13 protein-coding genes and 2 tRNA genes are annotated in these 15,811 nt (G+C 72.0%); 10 read left to right on the forward strand and 5 right to left on the reverse strand.

Going from position 1 to position 15,811, the window contains the following annotated elements; translation table 11 throughout:
- Positions 1-69: 69 nt before the first annotated feature.
- Positions 70-1,314, reverse strand: a complete 1,245-nt coding sequence (locus tag D7231_RS30090) for a M6 family metalloprotease domain-containing protein (protein WP_241999994.1) — start codon at positions 1,312-1,314, stop codon at positions 70-72.
- 500 nt (positions 1,315-1,814) lie between these two features.
- Between D7231_RS30090 and D7231_RS30095 the strand changes: the two genes are divergently transcribed.
- A complete protein-coding gene (locus D7231_RS30095; RefSeq protein ID WP_228774327.1) occupies positions 1,815-3,458 on the forward strand; it encodes a putative bifunctional diguanylate cyclase/phosphodiesterase in 1,644 nt (547 codons plus the stop codon).
- A 109-nt stretch (positions 3,459-3,567) separates the two neighbouring features.
- Here D7231_RS30095 and D7231_RS30100 read toward each other — a convergent pair whose 3' ends face one another.
- Complete coding sequence (locus tag D7231_RS30100) at positions 3,568-4,659, reverse strand: LLM class flavin-dependent oxidoreductase (RefSeq protein ID WP_120758771.1); 1,092 nt, start codon at positions 4,657-4,659, stop codon at positions 3,568-3,570.
- Positions 4,660-4,926: 267 nt separating this feature from the next.
- Between D7231_RS30100 and D7231_RS30105 the strand changes: the two genes are divergently transcribed.
- From D7231_RS30105 to D7231_RS30130, 6 genes are all read left to right on the forward strand, one after another.
- Positions 4,927-5,685, forward strand: coding sequence for an IclR family transcriptional regulator (locus tag D7231_RS30105; protein ID WP_120758772.1), 759 nt, complete (start codon positions 4,927-4,929; stop codon positions 5,683-5,685).
- 76 nt (positions 5,686-5,761) lie between these two features.
- A tRNA-Lys gene (locus tag D7231_RS30110) sits at positions 5,762-5,835 on the forward strand.
- 157 nt (positions 5,836-5,992) lie between these two features.
- Positions 5,993-6,466 carry a hypothetical protein gene (locus tag D7231_RS30115; protein ID WP_147449813.1) on the forward strand — a complete coding sequence of 158 codons (474 nt, stop codon included), beginning with the start codon at positions 5,993-5,995 and terminating at the stop codon, positions 6,464-6,466.
- Between the two features lie 68 nt (positions 6,467-6,534).
- Positions 6,535-6,963, forward strand: a complete 429-nt coding sequence (locus D7231_RS30120) for a hypothetical protein (protein WP_120758774.1) — start codon at positions 6,535-6,537, stop codon at positions 6,961-6,963.
- 76 nt (positions 6,964-7,039) lie between these two features.
- Complete coding sequence (locus tag D7231_RS30125; RefSeq protein ID WP_120758775.1) at positions 7,040-7,879, forward strand: DsbA family protein; 840 nt, start codon at positions 7,040-7,042, stop codon at positions 7,877-7,879.
- Positions 7,880-7,888: 9 nt separating this feature from the next.
- Positions 7,889-8,725, forward strand: coding sequence for a cytochrome c biogenesis CcdA family protein (locus tag D7231_RS30130; protein WP_120758776.1), 837 nt, complete (start codon positions 7,889-7,891; stop codon positions 8,723-8,725).
- Between the two features lie 103 nt (positions 8,726-8,828).
- Here D7231_RS30130 and D7231_RS30135 read toward each other — a convergent pair whose 3' ends face one another.
- Positions 8,829-9,419: a lytic polysaccharide monooxygenase auxiliary activity family 9 protein gene (locus tag D7231_RS30135; protein ID WP_120758777.1), complete on the reverse strand. Its 591-nt coding sequence runs from the start codon at positions 9,417-9,419 to the stop codon at positions 8,829-8,831.
- Between the two features lie 339 nt (positions 9,420-9,758).
- Positions 9,759-10,280, reverse strand: coding sequence for a C40 family peptidase (locus D7231_RS30140; protein WP_147449814.1), 522 nt, complete (start codon positions 10,278-10,280; stop codon positions 9,759-9,761).
- Between the two features lie 166 nt (positions 10,281-10,446).
- On the opposite strand from D7231_RS30140, the gene D7231_RS30145 reads away from it, so the two are divergent.
- The 3 genes from D7231_RS30145 (at position 10,447) to glxA (ending at position 14,686) form a co-directional block, all read left to right on the forward strand.
- A tRNA-Lys gene (locus D7231_RS30145) sits at positions 10,447-10,520 on the forward strand.
- Positions 10,521-10,826: 306 nt separating this feature from the next.
- The gene (locus tag D7231_RS30150; RefSeq protein WP_120758779.1) at positions 10,827-12,707 is read left to right on the forward strand and encodes a glycosyltransferase family 2 protein; all 1,881 of its coding nucleotides are present in this window, start codon (positions 10,827-10,829) and stop codon (positions 12,705-12,707) included.
- The gene (gene glxA / locus D7231_RS30155) at positions 12,704-14,686 is read left to right on the forward strand and encodes a radical copper oxidase GlxA (RefSeq protein WP_120758780.1); all 1,983 of its coding nucleotides are present in this window, start codon (positions 12,704-12,706) and stop codon (positions 14,684-14,686) included. The genes D7231_RS30150 and glxA overlap by 4 nt, the downstream gene beginning before the upstream one ends.
- 46 nt (positions 14,687-14,732) lie before the next feature.
- Here glxA and D7231_RS30160 read toward each other — a convergent pair whose 3' ends face one another.
- A complete protein-coding gene (locus D7231_RS30160; protein WP_120758781.1) occupies positions 14,733-15,782 on the reverse strand; it encodes a glycoside hydrolase family 6 protein in 1,050 nt (349 codons plus the stop codon).
- Positions 15,783-15,811 lie beyond the last annotated feature (29 nt).

Below are 15,811 nucleotides of genomic sequence, written 5' to 3' on the forward strand. Positions count from 1 at the left end.
CAGACGAAGGCCCTCACCGCAAGGTGAGGGCCTTCGTCGTACGCGCCGCACCGCACGCGCCGCGTTGCCTTACGCCCGGCTCACCCCCACGGTCCACGACCCGCCGGCCGTCCGCCCCCGTACGGTCACCCGGACCCCGTCCGCCTCCGAGCTGAGCGACTCCCCCACGCCCAGCGGCGCGTCGGCCAGCGGCGGGTAGACGGACTCGCCCCAGCAGGCCTGGTGGCCCGGGTGCCCGTCGAGGACCTGCACCGGCCCGCCGCCGGAAGCCGTATCGCTGTGCACGCGGTAGATGAGGACGCCTTCGGTGCAGGCGCCGCTGTCGTTGCCGAAGGCGGAGCGCGCCTCGACGGCGAGGGCCGTGGTCGTACCCGTACGGATGACGACCAGGCGGGTGCGGTTGTCGCCGCCCGGCTGCATCGGCGTCTCCAGCGGCTGGAGCGTGTAGAGGGCGCGGCTGGGGCCGCGGGCGCAGGCGACCTGCGCCGGGGTGAGCCAGCCGAGCTTCCACTTGTGCCAGCCGAAGGGGTCGGAGGCGAGCCCGAACTGGCTGCCCATGAGGTCCCAGTCGCCGACGTGGGTGTCCCAGTCGCCCTTGCCGTCGGTGGGCCGGTGGTAGAGGTCGGGCAGGTCCAGGACGTGCCCGGTCTCGTGGGCGAGGACGTTGCGGTCGGGCGGGTGGTGCTCGAAGACGGTGACGATGCGGCGCAGCGGGACGCCGTCGGCCTGGAGCGGCCGGTCGAGGTTGACGACCTTGGTCGCGTCGGAGTCGACGCCGGGGGCGTCGGGGTCGGCGACGAGGTAGACGAGGTCGTAGCGGCTGAAGTCCACGCCGGGGTCGGCCGCGGCGACGGCGTCGCGCAGGTAGTCGGAGCGCCGGTCGCCGTCCCAGTCGCGCTGTATCCGGTACGAGGTGGCGGACCGGGGCATCCGGAACCACCGCTTCACCGGATGGGCGCGCAGCGAGAACCGCCCGTAGGACGCCCGTTCGAAGAAGCGGGAGGTGGCGGGGAAGTGGTCGGCCGCGAGCTTCTCCGGGCTCACCGCGGGCTTGGAGTCCGGGAAGGACAGGAAGATCATGACCGCGTCGAGCCGGCCCACGGGCCGTGGGTAGGCGGGGTTCCAGCTGTCGAGCCCTTCGGAGTGGTGGGCCTGGCTGCGCGGGAGCGCGCAGGGCCCGCCGGGCCCCACGGCCTGCGCGGGGACGGCGACGAGCGTGGTCGCCGCGATCGCGCACAGGACGGTGAGGACGGCCCCGACGCGGCGCAGGCGCCGCGGCCGGTCCACTCCCATGGGTGTCTGCGGACGCACCACGTCGACCTCCCGGGACGGATTCGGGACACCTCATCCACCCTCGGTGGATTTGTGGTGTTATGCCCTATTCCGCTGCTCCGGTCGAGTGACTAGGCCGACTTCTGGGTACATCACACTCAGTCACTGATGGTCAATCGAGATGGTGTGGCACTACAGGCTCAGGCACGAGCGCGCACGGTCGTGCAGAAGTGGACAACCCGGGGTCGGCGGCCCGGCCTCGCTCATGAGGGCCGCTGGAACGGTCCTCTCGCGAGCTCTATGATCGCCACATTTCCAGCACGGATACCCCGGGCGGACGGCCTCCCGCCGCCTGTTCGGACACGCGTACGAGATCCATGAGACCCATACGAAGCCAGTGCGGAACGAATGCCATGCGGGAGCGAGCGGTGAGCGGAACCCTCGATGGCCAGGGCGGCGCGCCCGGCCCTACGCCTACAGTCGTCACGCAACGTAATGAATCCAGTGATTTTCGTGCCGCGTTCAATGCCGCACAGCTCGCCATGGCCGTGGTGGGCCGCGACGGCCTGGTGCGCACCGCCAACCACGCCCTCGGGGCGCTGCTCGGCACCGATCCGGCCCGGCTCGCCGACGCCCCGGCCGCCGAATTCACCGGCCTGCGCGAGGACTCGCGCACCTGGAGCGCGTACCGCGAAGTGCTGCTCGGCCGCCGCGAGCGGCTGCACTGCACCCGGCGGCTGAAGCACACCGGCGGCCAGGGGGTGTGGGCCGAGGTGATCGTCACGCCGCTGCCCGACAGCTGCGACACCCTCCTGTCCGTCGCCGACATCAGCGACCGGCGCGACCTGCGGGCCCGCCTGCGGCACCTGCGGATGCACGACCCCGTCACCCGGCTGCCCAACCGCAGCCTCTTCTTCGAGCGGCTGACCACCGCGCTCGCCACGGCCTCCGCCGCGGACGGCGGCACCGGCCGGATCGGCGTCTGCTATCTCGACCTCGACGGCTTCAAGGCCATCAACGACACCCTCGGCCACCGGGCCGGCGACAGACTCCTGGGCGCGGTGGCCCGCCGGCTGAGCGAGTGCGCCGCGCCCGGCGGCCATCTCGTCGCCCGCCTCGGCGGCGACGAATTCGCCCTGCTGGTCGAGGAGTCGGCGGGCACCGAGCAGCTCGTGGAGCTCGCCGCCTGCGTCCAGGACCGGCTCCAGCGGCCCTTCGAGGTGGCCGGCCAGCGGCTGTCGGTCTCGGCCAGCATCGGCGTCGTGGAGCGGCCCGCGGCCGGCACCCACGCCACCGAGCTGATGCAGGCCGCCGACACCACGCTGTACTGGGCGAAGGCCGACGGCAAGGCCCGCTGGACGCTCTTCGACCCCGAGCGCAACGCCCACCGGATGACCCGTCAGGCCCTGTCCAGCACGCTGCGGCCCGCGGTCGAGCGGGGCGAGTTCGTGCTCCAGTACCAGCCGCTGGTCGGTCTGGTCGACGGGGTCGTCCGCGGGGTGGAGGCGCTGGTCCGCTGGCGGCACCCGCAGCTCGGGATGCTCCCGCCGAATCGGTTCATCGGCCTCGCCGAGGAGACCGGCGCCATCGTCCCCCTCGGCCGCTGGGTGCTCGGGACGGCCTGCCGCCAGGCCAGGCTCTGGCAGCTCGCACACCCCGCGGAGCCGATCGTCGTCAGCGTCAACGTCGCGGTGCGGCAGGTGTGGGACTCCGACCTCGTCTCCGACGTGGCGGCCATCCTCGCCGAGACGGGCCTGCCGCCGCGGCTCCTTCAGCTGGAGCTCACCGAATCGGCCGTCATGGGCTCGGCCGGCCGCCCCCTGCAACAGCTGCGCCAGCTCAGCGACATGGGCGTGGCCATCGCCATCGACGACTTCGGCACGGGCTACTCCAACCTCGCCTACCTCAGCCGCCTGCCGGTCTCCACGCTCAAGCTCGACGGCTCCTTCGTACGGGGCTTCCGCGCGGAGGAGCCGCCGAACCCGGCGGACGAGACGATCGTCGAGGCTCTCGTCCAGCTCGCCCACCGGCTGGGGATCACGGTGACGGCGGAGTGCGTGGAGAGCGCGGAGCAGGCGGAGCGGCTCGGCCGCATCGGCTGCGACACGGGACAGGGCTGGTTCTACTCCCGCCCCGTCCCGGCGGACTCGATCTCGTCACTGCTGACGACGGGGGTGCGGCCGTAGGTCCGTCCGCGCGAGGTTCGCCCGCGCGCCGTGGGGCGGGCGCACTCTCCGCCGCGGCGGCGACGTGCCCGCCCGCGCGGGCGGAACCGCTGGTTCGCCCCGTACGCGTCTAGTTCAACCCGTACGCGTCCGCGATGAGTTCGTAGCTGCGCAGGCGCGCGTCCGGCCCGTGAGCGCTCGTCGTGATCATCAGTTCGTCGACGCCGGTCGACTTCACGAGGTGGTTCAGCCCCTCCTTGACCGCCTCGGGAGTGCCGTACACCGCACTCGCCAGCCGGTCCTCCACGAACTCCCGCTCCGCCGGGCTGTAGTCGTAGCGCTCGGCCTCCTCCGGCGTCGGCACCAGCCCGGGCCGCCCCATGCGCAGCCGCAGCATCGCCAGCGCCCCGGTGAGCATCTGGCGCCGGGCCTCCGCCGGGTCCTCCGCCGCGAAGGCCTGCACGCCGATCTTGGCGTACGGGCGGTCGAGGACGGCGGACGGCCGGAAGCACTGCCGGTACAGCTCCAGCGCGGCGACCGTGTTGCCGGAGGAGAAGTGGTGCGCGAAGGAGAACGGCAGGCCCAGCGCCCCCGCGAGCCGCGCGCTGAAACCGGACGAGCCGAGCAGCCACACCGAGGGCCGGTCCGCGCGCTGCACGCCGCCGGGCACCCGCCCCTGGACCGGGCCGGGCACGGCGTGGATCCCGGCGTAGCGGTGCCCGTCGGGGAAGTCGTCGTCGAGGAAGCGGATCAGCTCCGCGAGCTGCTGCGGGAACTCGTCCGCGCCCTCGCTGAGCCGGTCCGCGCGGCGCAGCGCGGCCGCCGTCGCCCCGTCCGTGCCGGGGGCGCGCCCGAGGCCCAGGTCCACGCGCCCGGGCGCGAACGCCTCCAGCGTGCCGAACTGCTCGGCGATCACGAGCGGCGCGTGGTTGGGCAGCATCACGCCGCCGGAGCCGAGGCGTATGCGGTCGGTGTGAGCGGCGAGGTGGGCGAGGACGACGGCCGGCGAGGAGCTGGCGATGCCCGGCATCGAGTGGTGCTCGGCGACCCAGAAGCGGTGGTAGCCGCGGCGCTCGGCCAGCCGGGCCAGCTCGACGGTGGTGGCGAGGGCCTGCCGGGCGGTGCGGCCCGCGCCGACGGTCGCCAGGTCCAGTACGGACAGGGGTACGGGGGCGCTGCCCAGGGCCTGTCCCCGGATGAAGTCGTCCTGCGCGTCGGGCACGGTGGTCCGCCTTCCTCTTCCTGATCTGTTCCTGCTGCTGTCTGCTGCGATCTGCTGCTGCGTGTTCCTGATCGGTTCCCGGTCCCCTGTAGCCGGAGACTCTCTCCGGTTATTCCCGGCCGTGCCCCGCCCGCGCCCCGCGCCCGCCGGTCGGCCGGCATGGCAACGGCATATGCCGTACTGCCAACACCCTCTTCCTGCCATGCGTTTCGCGGTTATCGTGGTCGGCGGGAGACTCACCGGAAGCCCGTCCCGTAGGGGGAGACCGTGGCGCTGAAGCCCGACCCGACCGCGCCGTTCCACTCGGTGCAGTACGCCCTGCGGGTGCTGGAGGCCGTCGCCCGGTACTCCGGCGGCGTCACCGAGGCCCAGATCGCCCGCGAGACCGGCCTGCCGGCCGCCCACCTCGCGCATCTGCTGCCGATGCTCCACCACGAGGAGTACGTCCAGCGGACCGGCGACGGCGGCTACGTCACGGGGGACGCCCTCGCCCTGCTCGGCTCCGGCGGCGACCGCACCGCCGCCCTGCGCCTCAAGCTCCAGCAGTCGCTGTCCGAGCTGCGCGACTCGCTCGGCGCGGCCGTCTACCTGAGCCGCTACATCGACGGCGAGGTCCGGATCACCCAGTGCGCGGACGCCCCGCACATGCCCCGGGTCAACGAGTGGGTCGACTTCCGCTCCGCCGCCCACGCCAGCGCGGTCGGGAAGTGCCTCCTCACCCAGCTCGACCACGACGACCGCCGCGAGCACCTCTCGCGCCACCGCACGGCGCGGCTCACGTCGCGGACGATCACCAGCGAGAAGGTGCTGCTCAGCGCGCTCGACCGGCAGCCCGCGACCGTCCCCGTCCTCGATCTCCAGGAGTACGCGCTCGGCACGGTCTGCGCCGCCGTCCCGGTCACCGCCGGGAGCACGGTCGGCTGCGTCGCCCTCTCCCTGCCCCTGGCCCACGCCCACCGGCTGCGGCAGGCCGCCGAGTCGCTGAACCGGCGGGCCGCGCCGCTGATGCTGTCGATGGCCCTGTAGCCCCCTGGGGGCCCGGGGGCGGTCGGGGCGGTCGGGAGCACCTCTCCGGACCAGGTATATTTATCTCTGTCAGCAGGCGCCGCTAGCTCAGTTGGTTAGAGCAGCTGACTCTTAATCAGCGGGTCCGGGGTTCGAGTCCCTGGCGGCGCACAGACAGACGAAGGCCCTCACCGCAAGGTGAGGGCCTTCGTCGTGCCGCTCCGGCGACCGATAGCCGATGGCTACTGATGGCCGATGACTTATGTCATCGGCGACCTGTGATCGGTGGATCTGCCCGCCGGAGCGCCGGAACGACAGAGTTATGGGCATGGACACGATGACGCTCGCCCCCGCCGCCTCCTCCGCCGCGACCACCGCGACCACCGCGACCGCCGCCTCCTCCTCCACCGTCACCGCCGAGGAGATCAAGCCGCTGCCGGCCTGGTTCTTCGCCTTTGAAGGCGTAATGTCCGCCGCCTACGACCTCTTCCAGGCCGACCACCGGCTCCTGTGGGCACTGGGCGCCCTGGGCGTGGTCAACCTCGTCGTGTCCCTGACCGTCCTGCGCTCGCGGCTGCGCCTGGCCAAGCGCATGTGGCGCGGCAAGAGCACCCGCAAGGTGGCCATCGGACTGGTCGCCCTGCGGCTCGGCGCCCACCTGGCCCTCACCTTCGCCGGCTTCACCGTCGTCTCGGCCGCAGGCCACTTCGCCTTCGCCGCCGCGATGTCCGCCACCACCGTCGGCCTGCTCTGGTACGCCCAGCGCGTCTCGCTGCGCGCGCTCGCGGCGGAAGGCGTCTGAGCAGGGCCCGTAGCATGGAGGCCGCCCTTCCACCGCGCACGCACCAGGAGACAGGAGAGGAGAGGACCGTGACCAGCGCGACCAAGAGTCACCGGACGGCGGCCGCGGCCGTGCTCCTGCTCCTCCTCACGGTGCTCTTCGGACCGGTCCCGGGCGGCGCGCAGCCGTACACCGCGGTCACGACCACCCCCTCCGCCCGTCACGCGGCACCGGCACCGGCACCGGACCAGGCAGCCGCAGCCGTAGCCGCACCCGCGCACGCCGGGAAGCCCGTACGGGCCGAGGCCCCGGACGCCGGCACCAGCTGCCGGCAGCAGGACGTGCCGCTGAAGGACGCCGAGACCGCCGTCGCCTCCGGGCACGCCGACCCCGTCACCGCGCCGGGCACCGCCCGCGCCCCGCTCCCCCAGGCCGCCGCGCCCCGGGCGACCGCGCCGCGCGCGCCGCCCGCACCCGTCGCGGGCTGCGCCGAGTTGCTCCCCGTCCTGCGGATCTAGATCCGGTCCCCACGGCCCCGCCGGGCCGTGCTTCGCCATATCCGGATTCCGTACGTTCCAGGGAGCTTTCTCCTTTATGTCTGCCACTTCCCCGAAGGCCAAGAAGACCGACCCCAAGGCCAAGGCCAGGACCAAGGCCGGCGCCAAGGCCGGGCCCCGGTCCAAGGCCAAGGCCTCCGTCCCCCTCCCCCGCCGCCTCGCCGCGCTCGGCGCGATCCTCGCGCTCGTCGCGGCGGTCGTCGCCGTCGGCATGGCCATCGGCAAGAACGGCGGCGACTCCGGCAAGCGCGGGCCTTCCGCCTCCGGCGACCCCTCCGCCGACCCGATGCGGGGCGCGTACGAGCGCGCCGAGCAGGCCACCAGCCGCCGCAAGGACGGCGACCCGCTCGCGCTCGGCCGGAAGGACGCGCCGGTCGTGCTCGTGGAGTACGCCGATTACCAGTGCTCGTACTGCGGCAAGTTCACCCGCGACAGCCAGCCCGAGCTGGTCAAGAAGTACGTGGACCAGGGCGTCCTGCGGATCGAGTTCCGTAACTTCCCGATCTTCGGCAAGGACTCCGAGCGCGCGGCCCGCGCCTCCTGGGCGGCCGGGCAGCAGGGGAAGTTCTGGCAGTTCCACGACGAGGTCTACGCCAAGCTGCGCAAGGGTGACGCCCTCGCCGAGGACAAGCTCGCCGACATGGCCGCCAAGGCCGGCGTGAGCGACATCGACCGTTTCCGCTCGGACCTGAACGGGTCGGCTGCCGAGGAAGCGGTCAAGAAGGACCAGCAGGAGGGGTACGACCTCGGCGTGACCTCGACCCCGTCCTTCCTCGTCGGCGGGCGCCCCATCGCCGGCGCCCAGCCGATGGCCGCCTTCGACGAGGCCATCGAGCAGGCCCGGGCCGCGGCCGCCGCGAAGAAGAGCGGGAAGTAAGGGGCCGGCGTGACCGACATCGGCTACCTCGCCGCCTTCCTCGGCGGCGCCCTCGCCCTGGTCAGCCCGTGCAGCGCACTGCTGCTGCCGGCCTTCTTCGCGTACTCCCTGGCGAGCCCCGGCCGGCTGCTCGCCCGCACCGGCGTCTTCTACGTGGGCCTCGCGACCACGCTCGTCCCGCTCGGCGTGGCCTCCACCGCGGCCAGCCGGCTCTTCAACGGCCACCGCGAGCTGCTGGTGACCGCCGGCGGCTGGATCGTGATCGCCATGGGCGCCGCGCAGATCCTGGGCCTGGGCTTCGCCTCGAAGAGGGCCCAGGCGGCGGCCGGGCGGATCACGCCGCGCTCGGCCGCGTCGACGTTCCTGCTGGGCTGCGTGTACGGGCTGGCCGGGTTCTGCGCGGGGCCGATCCTCGGTGCGGTCCTCACCGTGACGGCCGTCAACGGCAATCCCGTCTACGGCGGCTCCATGCTCGCCGTCTACGCCCTCGGGATGGCGCTGCCGCTGTTCGTCCTGGCGGTCTTCTGGGACCGCTTCCGGCTCGGCAGCCGGCGGTGGCTGCGCGGGCGGGAGCTGCGGATCGGACGGCTGCGGCTGCACACGACGTCCCTGGTGTCGGGGCTGTTCTTCATCGGGATCGGCGTGCTGTTCCTCGCCTACGACGGGACCACGGGGCTTCCCGGTCTGCTGGACGCCGACCAGGAGTTCCGCCTGGAGGAGCTGGCGTCCCGCGTAGGCAACGCCGTCCCGGACTACGCCCTGCTGGCGGGGCTGGCGCTGGTGGTGGCGGGGCTCCTGGCCCGTTTCGCCCTCCGCCCGGGCAAGGACGACTCCGAGCAGGAGTGACGGGGCCGAACCGGCCTCAGGCCGGGATGATGGCGCCTCCCCGGGGTGGGGCCGGGGAGGCGCCAGGAGGCTCCGGCGTCCGGTGCGGTCCCGGAGGAGGCCGTCAGAACTGGACGTCGGAGCAGGCGTAGAACGCGTTGCCGGTGTCCGCGATGGTCCACACCGCGAGGACGAGCTGCTTGCCGCTCCGGCCGGACGGCAGCGTGCCCTGGTGGGAGACGGTCGCGTCGGGCACCCGGCCGCCGTACGGCACGGTCAGGAACGGCTGGAGGTCGAGGTCGGACCGGGTGAGCGGCCGGCTCGGGTCGTAGCCGGGCCTGGTGAGGTAGTAGCGGAAGTCGGTCGTGGCGTGGCGCGCCGTGAGCCGCCACCGGAACGTATAGCTCTGGCCCGAGCTGACGCTCGTGCTGGGCCACTGCCCGCCCCGCGGGTCGTCGAGCTCCGCGAAGCGGCTGTTGCCGCCGGCGCATATCGTGCCGTCGGCGGGCCCGCGGGCCGGGAAGCCCTTGGAGCCCTCGACGCTCTGCGGCTCCCACTGGATCTCGCCGCAGTCCTTGACGGTGCCGTTGGCGCAGTACACCTGCCGGCTGGTGGGGGTGTCGGTGTAGCCGTGGCTGCTCGCGCTGCCGGTGGCGAACAGGGACGTAGCGGCGATGCCGAGGCCGATGATCGCCGCACTGATCTTTTTGCGCATGCCTTTGCTCCTCGGAGAACGTGGGGGGTTCTGTGAGCCGAGTGAAATGCGGTCTAGACCAAGGCGGAGGCTAGTACCGGCCGTTTGGCATGTCTAGGCCAACAGTCGCAACGATCCGGTCGCGCCCCGTACGGGACGCCTTCACTTGCTCTCCATGGGGACCGCCGCTGCCCTGCACCCATGCCCGCGCGGAGGCCGCGCCCCGGCCTCCGGTCCTTCGCTGTTCAATGAGGCGCTCTTGACGCAGTTCGTCAGGTGTCTCCGGGCGCCGGAGCCCCGCCGGGCACCGGACGCCGGAGCCCCGCCGGGTACCGGGCGGCGCGGCGATCCGCCGGACGCTCAGCCCACGCGCCCGTACGCGTTCGGCCGGTAGCGGCCGAACGTCGAGACCCGGACCCCGGACCCCGGCCGCGGCGCCTCGACGTAGCGCTCCCCGCCCAGGTAGACCGCCACGTGGTGGACGCCGGAGGCCCGCCCGTTGCGGGACCAGAAGACGAGGTCGCCGCGGCGCAGCGCGCGCCGCCCGATGCGCTTCGTCGCGCGGTACTGGTCGGCCGCGACGCGCGGGAGCCGTACGCCCGCGCGACGGTAGGCCTGCTGGACGAGCCCGGAGCAGTCCCAGCGGCGGGGGCCGTCGCCGCCCATGGCGAAGGGGTCGCCCACATGGGCCAAGGCGTAGCGGATGGCCGGTTCCAGGCGGTCACCGACGGGCCGGGCCGCCGGGAGGACCGTCCGCGGGCCGCCGCGCCCGGCCGGCGGTCCTCCCGCCGCGGAGGGTGCGGCCGCCGCCGGGCCCGCTCCGGGCCCGGCCAGCACGGCCGCCCAGACGGCCGCCACGACCGCGCCGCGTATTCGCACCACGCCCGCCGCGCCTTTCCCCGGGCCCCCGGGCCCGGCGTCCTGCCAGTACTCGGGCACAGCCTCTCAGCGGCCCCGGAGGGCCGCACGCCGGAGCGGCCCGGGCGGGTGACGAGGCGCGTGGTCGGGAGCACCCCTCGGGATCAGGTAGAGTTTTCTCTGTCAGCAGGCGCCGCTAGCTCAGTTGGTTAGAGCAGCTGACTCTTAATCAGCGGGTCCGGGGTTCGAGTCCCTGGCGGCGCACGCGAGTCTCAAGGCTCCTCACCTCTCGGTGAGGAGCCTTGAGTCGTTTTCCGGCCAATGGCATGCCCCCTCATGCCGGGTCGCACCACTTTGCCCGGTAAACACCTTGTTTCACCCTTGCGATCATGGCCCGGCGTCCGAGATCCTGAACGGACAGCGATGACCCAACATCACTAAGTGACGATTGAGTTGAGTTGGGTGGCGCCGGGGGGGCCGGTGCTCTTGGGGTCCGTGCGGCTCGTGGGGGGCCGGACGAGACCCGCGATCTGACACACGCAGTCAGCATGCGTGCGGGGGGAAATGCACATGACGTCCACTCCTGCCGGCGCCCGGCGGCAGCTCCACGATCAGACGGCGGCGGCCGGGCCTCGCACGCCCGTCCGCCAGGGAACGATCCCGCAGCAACCAGGCCATAGCGGGGCAGTCGACCACGGCGGGGCGGCCGGCCATGGCGGGCCGGTCAGAGTCCCGCCCTCGCGCCCGCCGAGAGCCCGGCCCCGGTTCGACTACGAGCACTACAGCCGGCTGGCCGGCCCGCTCACCCAGCCCGACCCGGACCGTCCGTACCGGGTGCGCTACCGCAGCCTGCTCGCCGAGGAGACGCACCGCGTCCTCGGCGCGGCCCTCCTCGGCGCCGCCCCCGTCGTCTCGCTCGGCCTGCTGATCTGGCTGATGCAGCCCGCGCACTGGACGCAGCGCGACCACGCCACCCCGCTGATGCGGGTGCTGGATGCGGTGATGCTGGTGTCGATCGGCCTCATCGAGCTCTTCCGCACGATGAACGTCGCCTCGAACGCCCACGCCACCCTCGTCGCGCGCGACCCCGTCCCCGTCGTGCCCGAGACCGGCACCAAGGTCGCCTTCCTCACCTCGTTCGTGCCCGGCAAAGAGCCGCTCGACATGGTCACGCGGACGCTGGAGGCGGCGGTCCGGCTGCGCCACCGCGGCCCGCTCGACGTCTGGCTGCTCGACGAGGGCGACGACCCCGCCGTCAAGGCCGTCTGCCGGCGGCTCGGCGTGCGCCACTTCTCCCGCAAGGGCATCGAGAAGTGGAACCGTCCGAAGGGCCCGTTCCGCGCCAAGACCAAGCACGGGAACTACAACTCCTGGCTGGACGCCCACGGCGACGCGTACGACTTCTTCGCCTCGGTCGACACCGACCACGTCCCGCTGCCCAACTTCCTGGAACGCATGCTCGGGTACTTCCGCGACCCCGATATCGCGTTTGTCGTTGGTCCTCAGGTCTACGGGAACTACGATGCGGCCGTGACCAAGGCCGCAGAAAGCCAGCAGTTCCTTTTCCACGCCCTGATCCAACGCGCCGGAAACCGCTACGGCGCACCCATGTTCGTCGGCACCAACAATGCCGTCCGGATCAGCGCTCTGAAGGGAATCGGCGGCCTCTACGACTCGATCACGGAGGACATGGCCACCGGCTTCGAGCTGCACCGTCACCGCAACCCCGCGACAGGGCGGAAGTGGCGCTCGGTCTACACCCCGGACGTCCTCGCGGTCGGCGAGGGCCCCAATGCCTGGACGGACTTCTTCACCCAGCAGCTGCGCTGGTCCCGGGGCACCTACGAGACCATTCTCAAGCAGTTCTGGAAAGGCCCCTGGTCGCTCTCCCCAGGGAAATTCCTCAATTACAGCCTGCTGGTCATCTATTATCCGATGACCGCACTCAACTGGATGCTCGGCGCCCTCAGCTGCGCCCTCTTCCTCGGGCTCGGCGCCTCCGGAATCCAGATCAATTCCGAGGTCTGGATGATGCTCTACAGCGATGCGGCCGCCCTCCAGATCGGGCTCTACATCTGGAACCGCCGGCACAATGTCTCGCCGCACGAGCCCGAGGGCTCGGGCGGGCTGGCCGGCATGGTGATGTCCGCGCTCTCCGCCCCGGTCTACGCCCGCTCGCTGATGGATGCCGTGCTGCGCCGCAAGAGCCGCTTCGTCGTCACGCCCAAGGGGGATTCCGCCAGCCCCGACACCCTGTTCGGGACCTTCCGCATCCACCTGTTCTTCCTGGTGGTCTTCGGCGGCTCGCTGGTGGCCTCCTTCTGGCTCGGTCACACCCACGCCGCGATGCGCACCTGGGCGGCGCTGGCCCTCGCGATCACCGTCGCCCCGATCGTCGCGTGGTGGTGGACGACGCACCGCGCCAAGAGAGCCGTGGAGGCCACCCGATGAACTTCCGGCGTTACCGTGTCAGCCGCCGCACCCGCCGCTTCGCGGTGGGGTCGGGGGTGGTGCTCGCCCTGGCGGGCATGAACGGGCCGGCCATCTGGGGCTACGCCTCCCACGAGTACCACGACTACAAGATCAACCAACCGGAGTACAAGGAGCGCAACGGCCACTGGGACGTGGTCGACGTCCCCGAGCGGTACCGGATCAATACGATCCACGCGGCCCTGCTGCACACCGGGAAGGTGCTCCTCGTCGCCGGCTCCGGCAACAACGCCGCCCATTTCCGCGCGAAGTCCTTCCGCACGGTCCTGTGGGATCCGGTGGCGGACACGTACAAGGACATCCCCACCCCGAAGGACCTGTTCTGCGCGGGCCACACCCAATTGCCCGACGGCCGCCTCCTGGTGGCCGGCGGCACCCAGCGGTACGAGAAGCTGGAGGGCGACATCACCAAGGCCGGCGGCCTGATGGTGGTGCACAACGAAAACCCGGACAAGCCGATGACGCTGCCCGCGGGCACCCGCTTCACCGGCCGCAAGAACGGCAAGACCTTCGAGTCGAAGGACGCGGTGCTCGTCCCCCGCGCCAAGAAGGAGCAGAACAAGGAGACCCGTAAGGTCACCGTCACGGTCTCCACCGCCCGCGTCTATGTGGAGGCGCTCCAGAAGGGGCACGAGTTCGAGACCGGCCTCACCGACAACTACCGGGTCGAGGGCCTCTCCGGCAAGGACGGCCAGAACGTCTACGGCATCGCCAACAAGCTCTCCTTCGACAAGAAGGACTTCCAGGGCATCAAGGACTCCTTCGAATTCGACCCGGTCGCCGAGCGCTACGTCACGGTCGACCCGATGAACGAGGCCCGCTGGTATCCGACCCTGACCACCTTGCAGGACGGCAGGGTCCTCTCGGTCTCCGGCCTCGACGAGATCGGCCAGGTCGTCCCGGGGAAGAACGAGGTCTACGACCCGAAGACCAAGAAGTGGACCTACCTGCCCGACGAGCGCTTCTTCCCGACGTATCCCGCGCTCTTCCTCACCGACAAGGGCCGGATCTTCTACACCGGCTCCAACGCGGGCTACGGCCCGGCGGACAAGGGCCGCGTGCCCGGCCTGTGGGACCTGTCGACCAACGCGTTCACCGAAGTGCCCGGCATGAGCGACCCGGACATCCTGGAGACCTCGATGTCCGTCCTGCTGCCCCCCGCCCAGGACCAGCGCTACATGGTCCTCGGCGGCGGCGGTGTCGGCGAGGACGCGAGGTCCACCGCCCGGACCCGCATCGTCGACCTGCACGCCGACCGGCCGCGCTTCCGCGACGGCCCCGACCTCTACGCCAAGGCCCGCTATCCCAGCAGCGTCATCCTCCCGGACGACACGGTGCTGACCACCAACGGCTCGGGCGACTACCGCGGCCGCAGCGCCTCCAACGTCCTCAAGGCCGAGATCTACGACCCGGCGGACAACAGCCGGCACGAGGTGGCCGATCCGCTGGTGGGCCGCAACTACCACTCGGGGGCGCTGCTGCTGCCCGACGGCCGGGTGATGACCTTCGGCTCCGACTCGCTCTTCGGCGACAGGGCCAACTCCAAGCCGGGCGTCTTCCAGCAGCAGATCGACCTCTACACCCCGCCCTACCTCTATAAGAAGGGGCGGCCCGAGCTGAAGGACACCGCTCCCCGGACGGTGGAGCTGGGCGGCACGGCCACCTACCGCGCGGAGCGCCCGCAGGACATCGCCAAGGCGCGCCTCATCAGGCCGGGGTCGTTCACGCACGTCACCAATGTGGAACAGCGGTCGATCGCGCTGGAGTTCAAGCGGACGGCGGACGGCATCACGGTCACGCTGCCGAAGGACCCGTCGCTGGTGCCCCCCGGGTGGTACATGCTCAATGCCGTCGACGGCCGGGGCGTGCCCTCACCGGCGGTATGGGTGAAGGTGCCTCCGGCGGCCCCGGCGGCTCCGGAAACCCTGGCCAAGCGGTAGCGCCCGGCGGCGGGCGCAGGAAGCAGATCCCGCGCCGGCGCCGCGGTCAGTGGGCGTTGCGCGCGAGGTCCAAGGCGTAGGCCTCCCACCACTTGCCCGCGCCCGGGCCGCCCTTGCACGTGCCGTCGGACTCGCCCGGGCGCTTGACCCACAGATACGCGTCGACCTTCGCGTCCCCGGTGCGGGTGGTGGGCGGGGTGCCCAGGGCGCGGCCGCTCGGATTGCACCAGGCCTTCTCGTGGCCGGGTGCGTTCAGCGGGCCGTTGCCGTTGCGGCTGGTGTCGATGACGAAGTGCTTGCCGCCCAGCAGGCCGGACAGCCGGTGGCCGTAGTCCTTGTTGGCCTTGGTGGTCTGGAAGTTGGAGACGTTCAGCGCGAAGCCGTCGGCCTGGTCGATGCCGGCCCGGCGCAGCGGATCCGCCATCCGGTCGGCCGGAATGACCCAGCTGGAGTTGCCCGCGTCGAGGTAGACCTTGGTGTGCGGGAGGGCCTTGAGGCGGCCCACGGCCTCCTTGAGGAGCGCGAACCGCTCCTCGTGGTACTGCTGCGGGGTGCAGCCGTCGGAGATGTGGGGCAGGGCGTCGGGCTCCAGGATCACCGTCGCGCCGCGGTTGCTGATGCCCCGGACGGCGCCGTCCAGCCAGCCCCGGTAGGCGTTGCCGTCGGAGGCGCCGCCCTGGGAGTACTGACCGCAGTCGCGGTGGGGGATGTTGTAGAGCACGAGGACGGCGATGCGGTCGGCCCTGGCGGCGGCCTCGGTGAAGCCGCGTGCCTGCCCCTCGGGGTCATCGGGGCCGATCCACTCGGCGACGGGCTGCGCCGCGATCTTGCTCAGGAGCTGGGCCTGGCTGCTCCGGCCGCGGCCGCGGAGCTCGGAGGCGCGCTTGGCCGCGGTGGACTCGGGGTTGACCCAGAAGGGCACCTGGGCCTTGGGCTGCTGGGCGGGGGCCTGCGGGGGCGGGGCTTCCTTGGGGGGTGCCGCGGAGGACTCGGCGGAGGAACAGCCGGCGAGCAGCAGCATCGCTCCCACGGCGGCCCCGGCACTGCCCAGAGCCGCGCGCGCCCTGCGCGCACGGCCGGTGTGACTGCCGTACATCCATTCCCCCTCGGGTGCATTCCTGTAGG

The organism is Streptomyces klenkii, from assembly GCF_003626645.1.
In the GTDB taxonomy this organism is placed as follows: domain Bacteria; phylum Actinomycetota; class Actinomycetes; order Streptomycetales; family Streptomycetaceae; genus Streptomyces; species Streptomyces klenkii.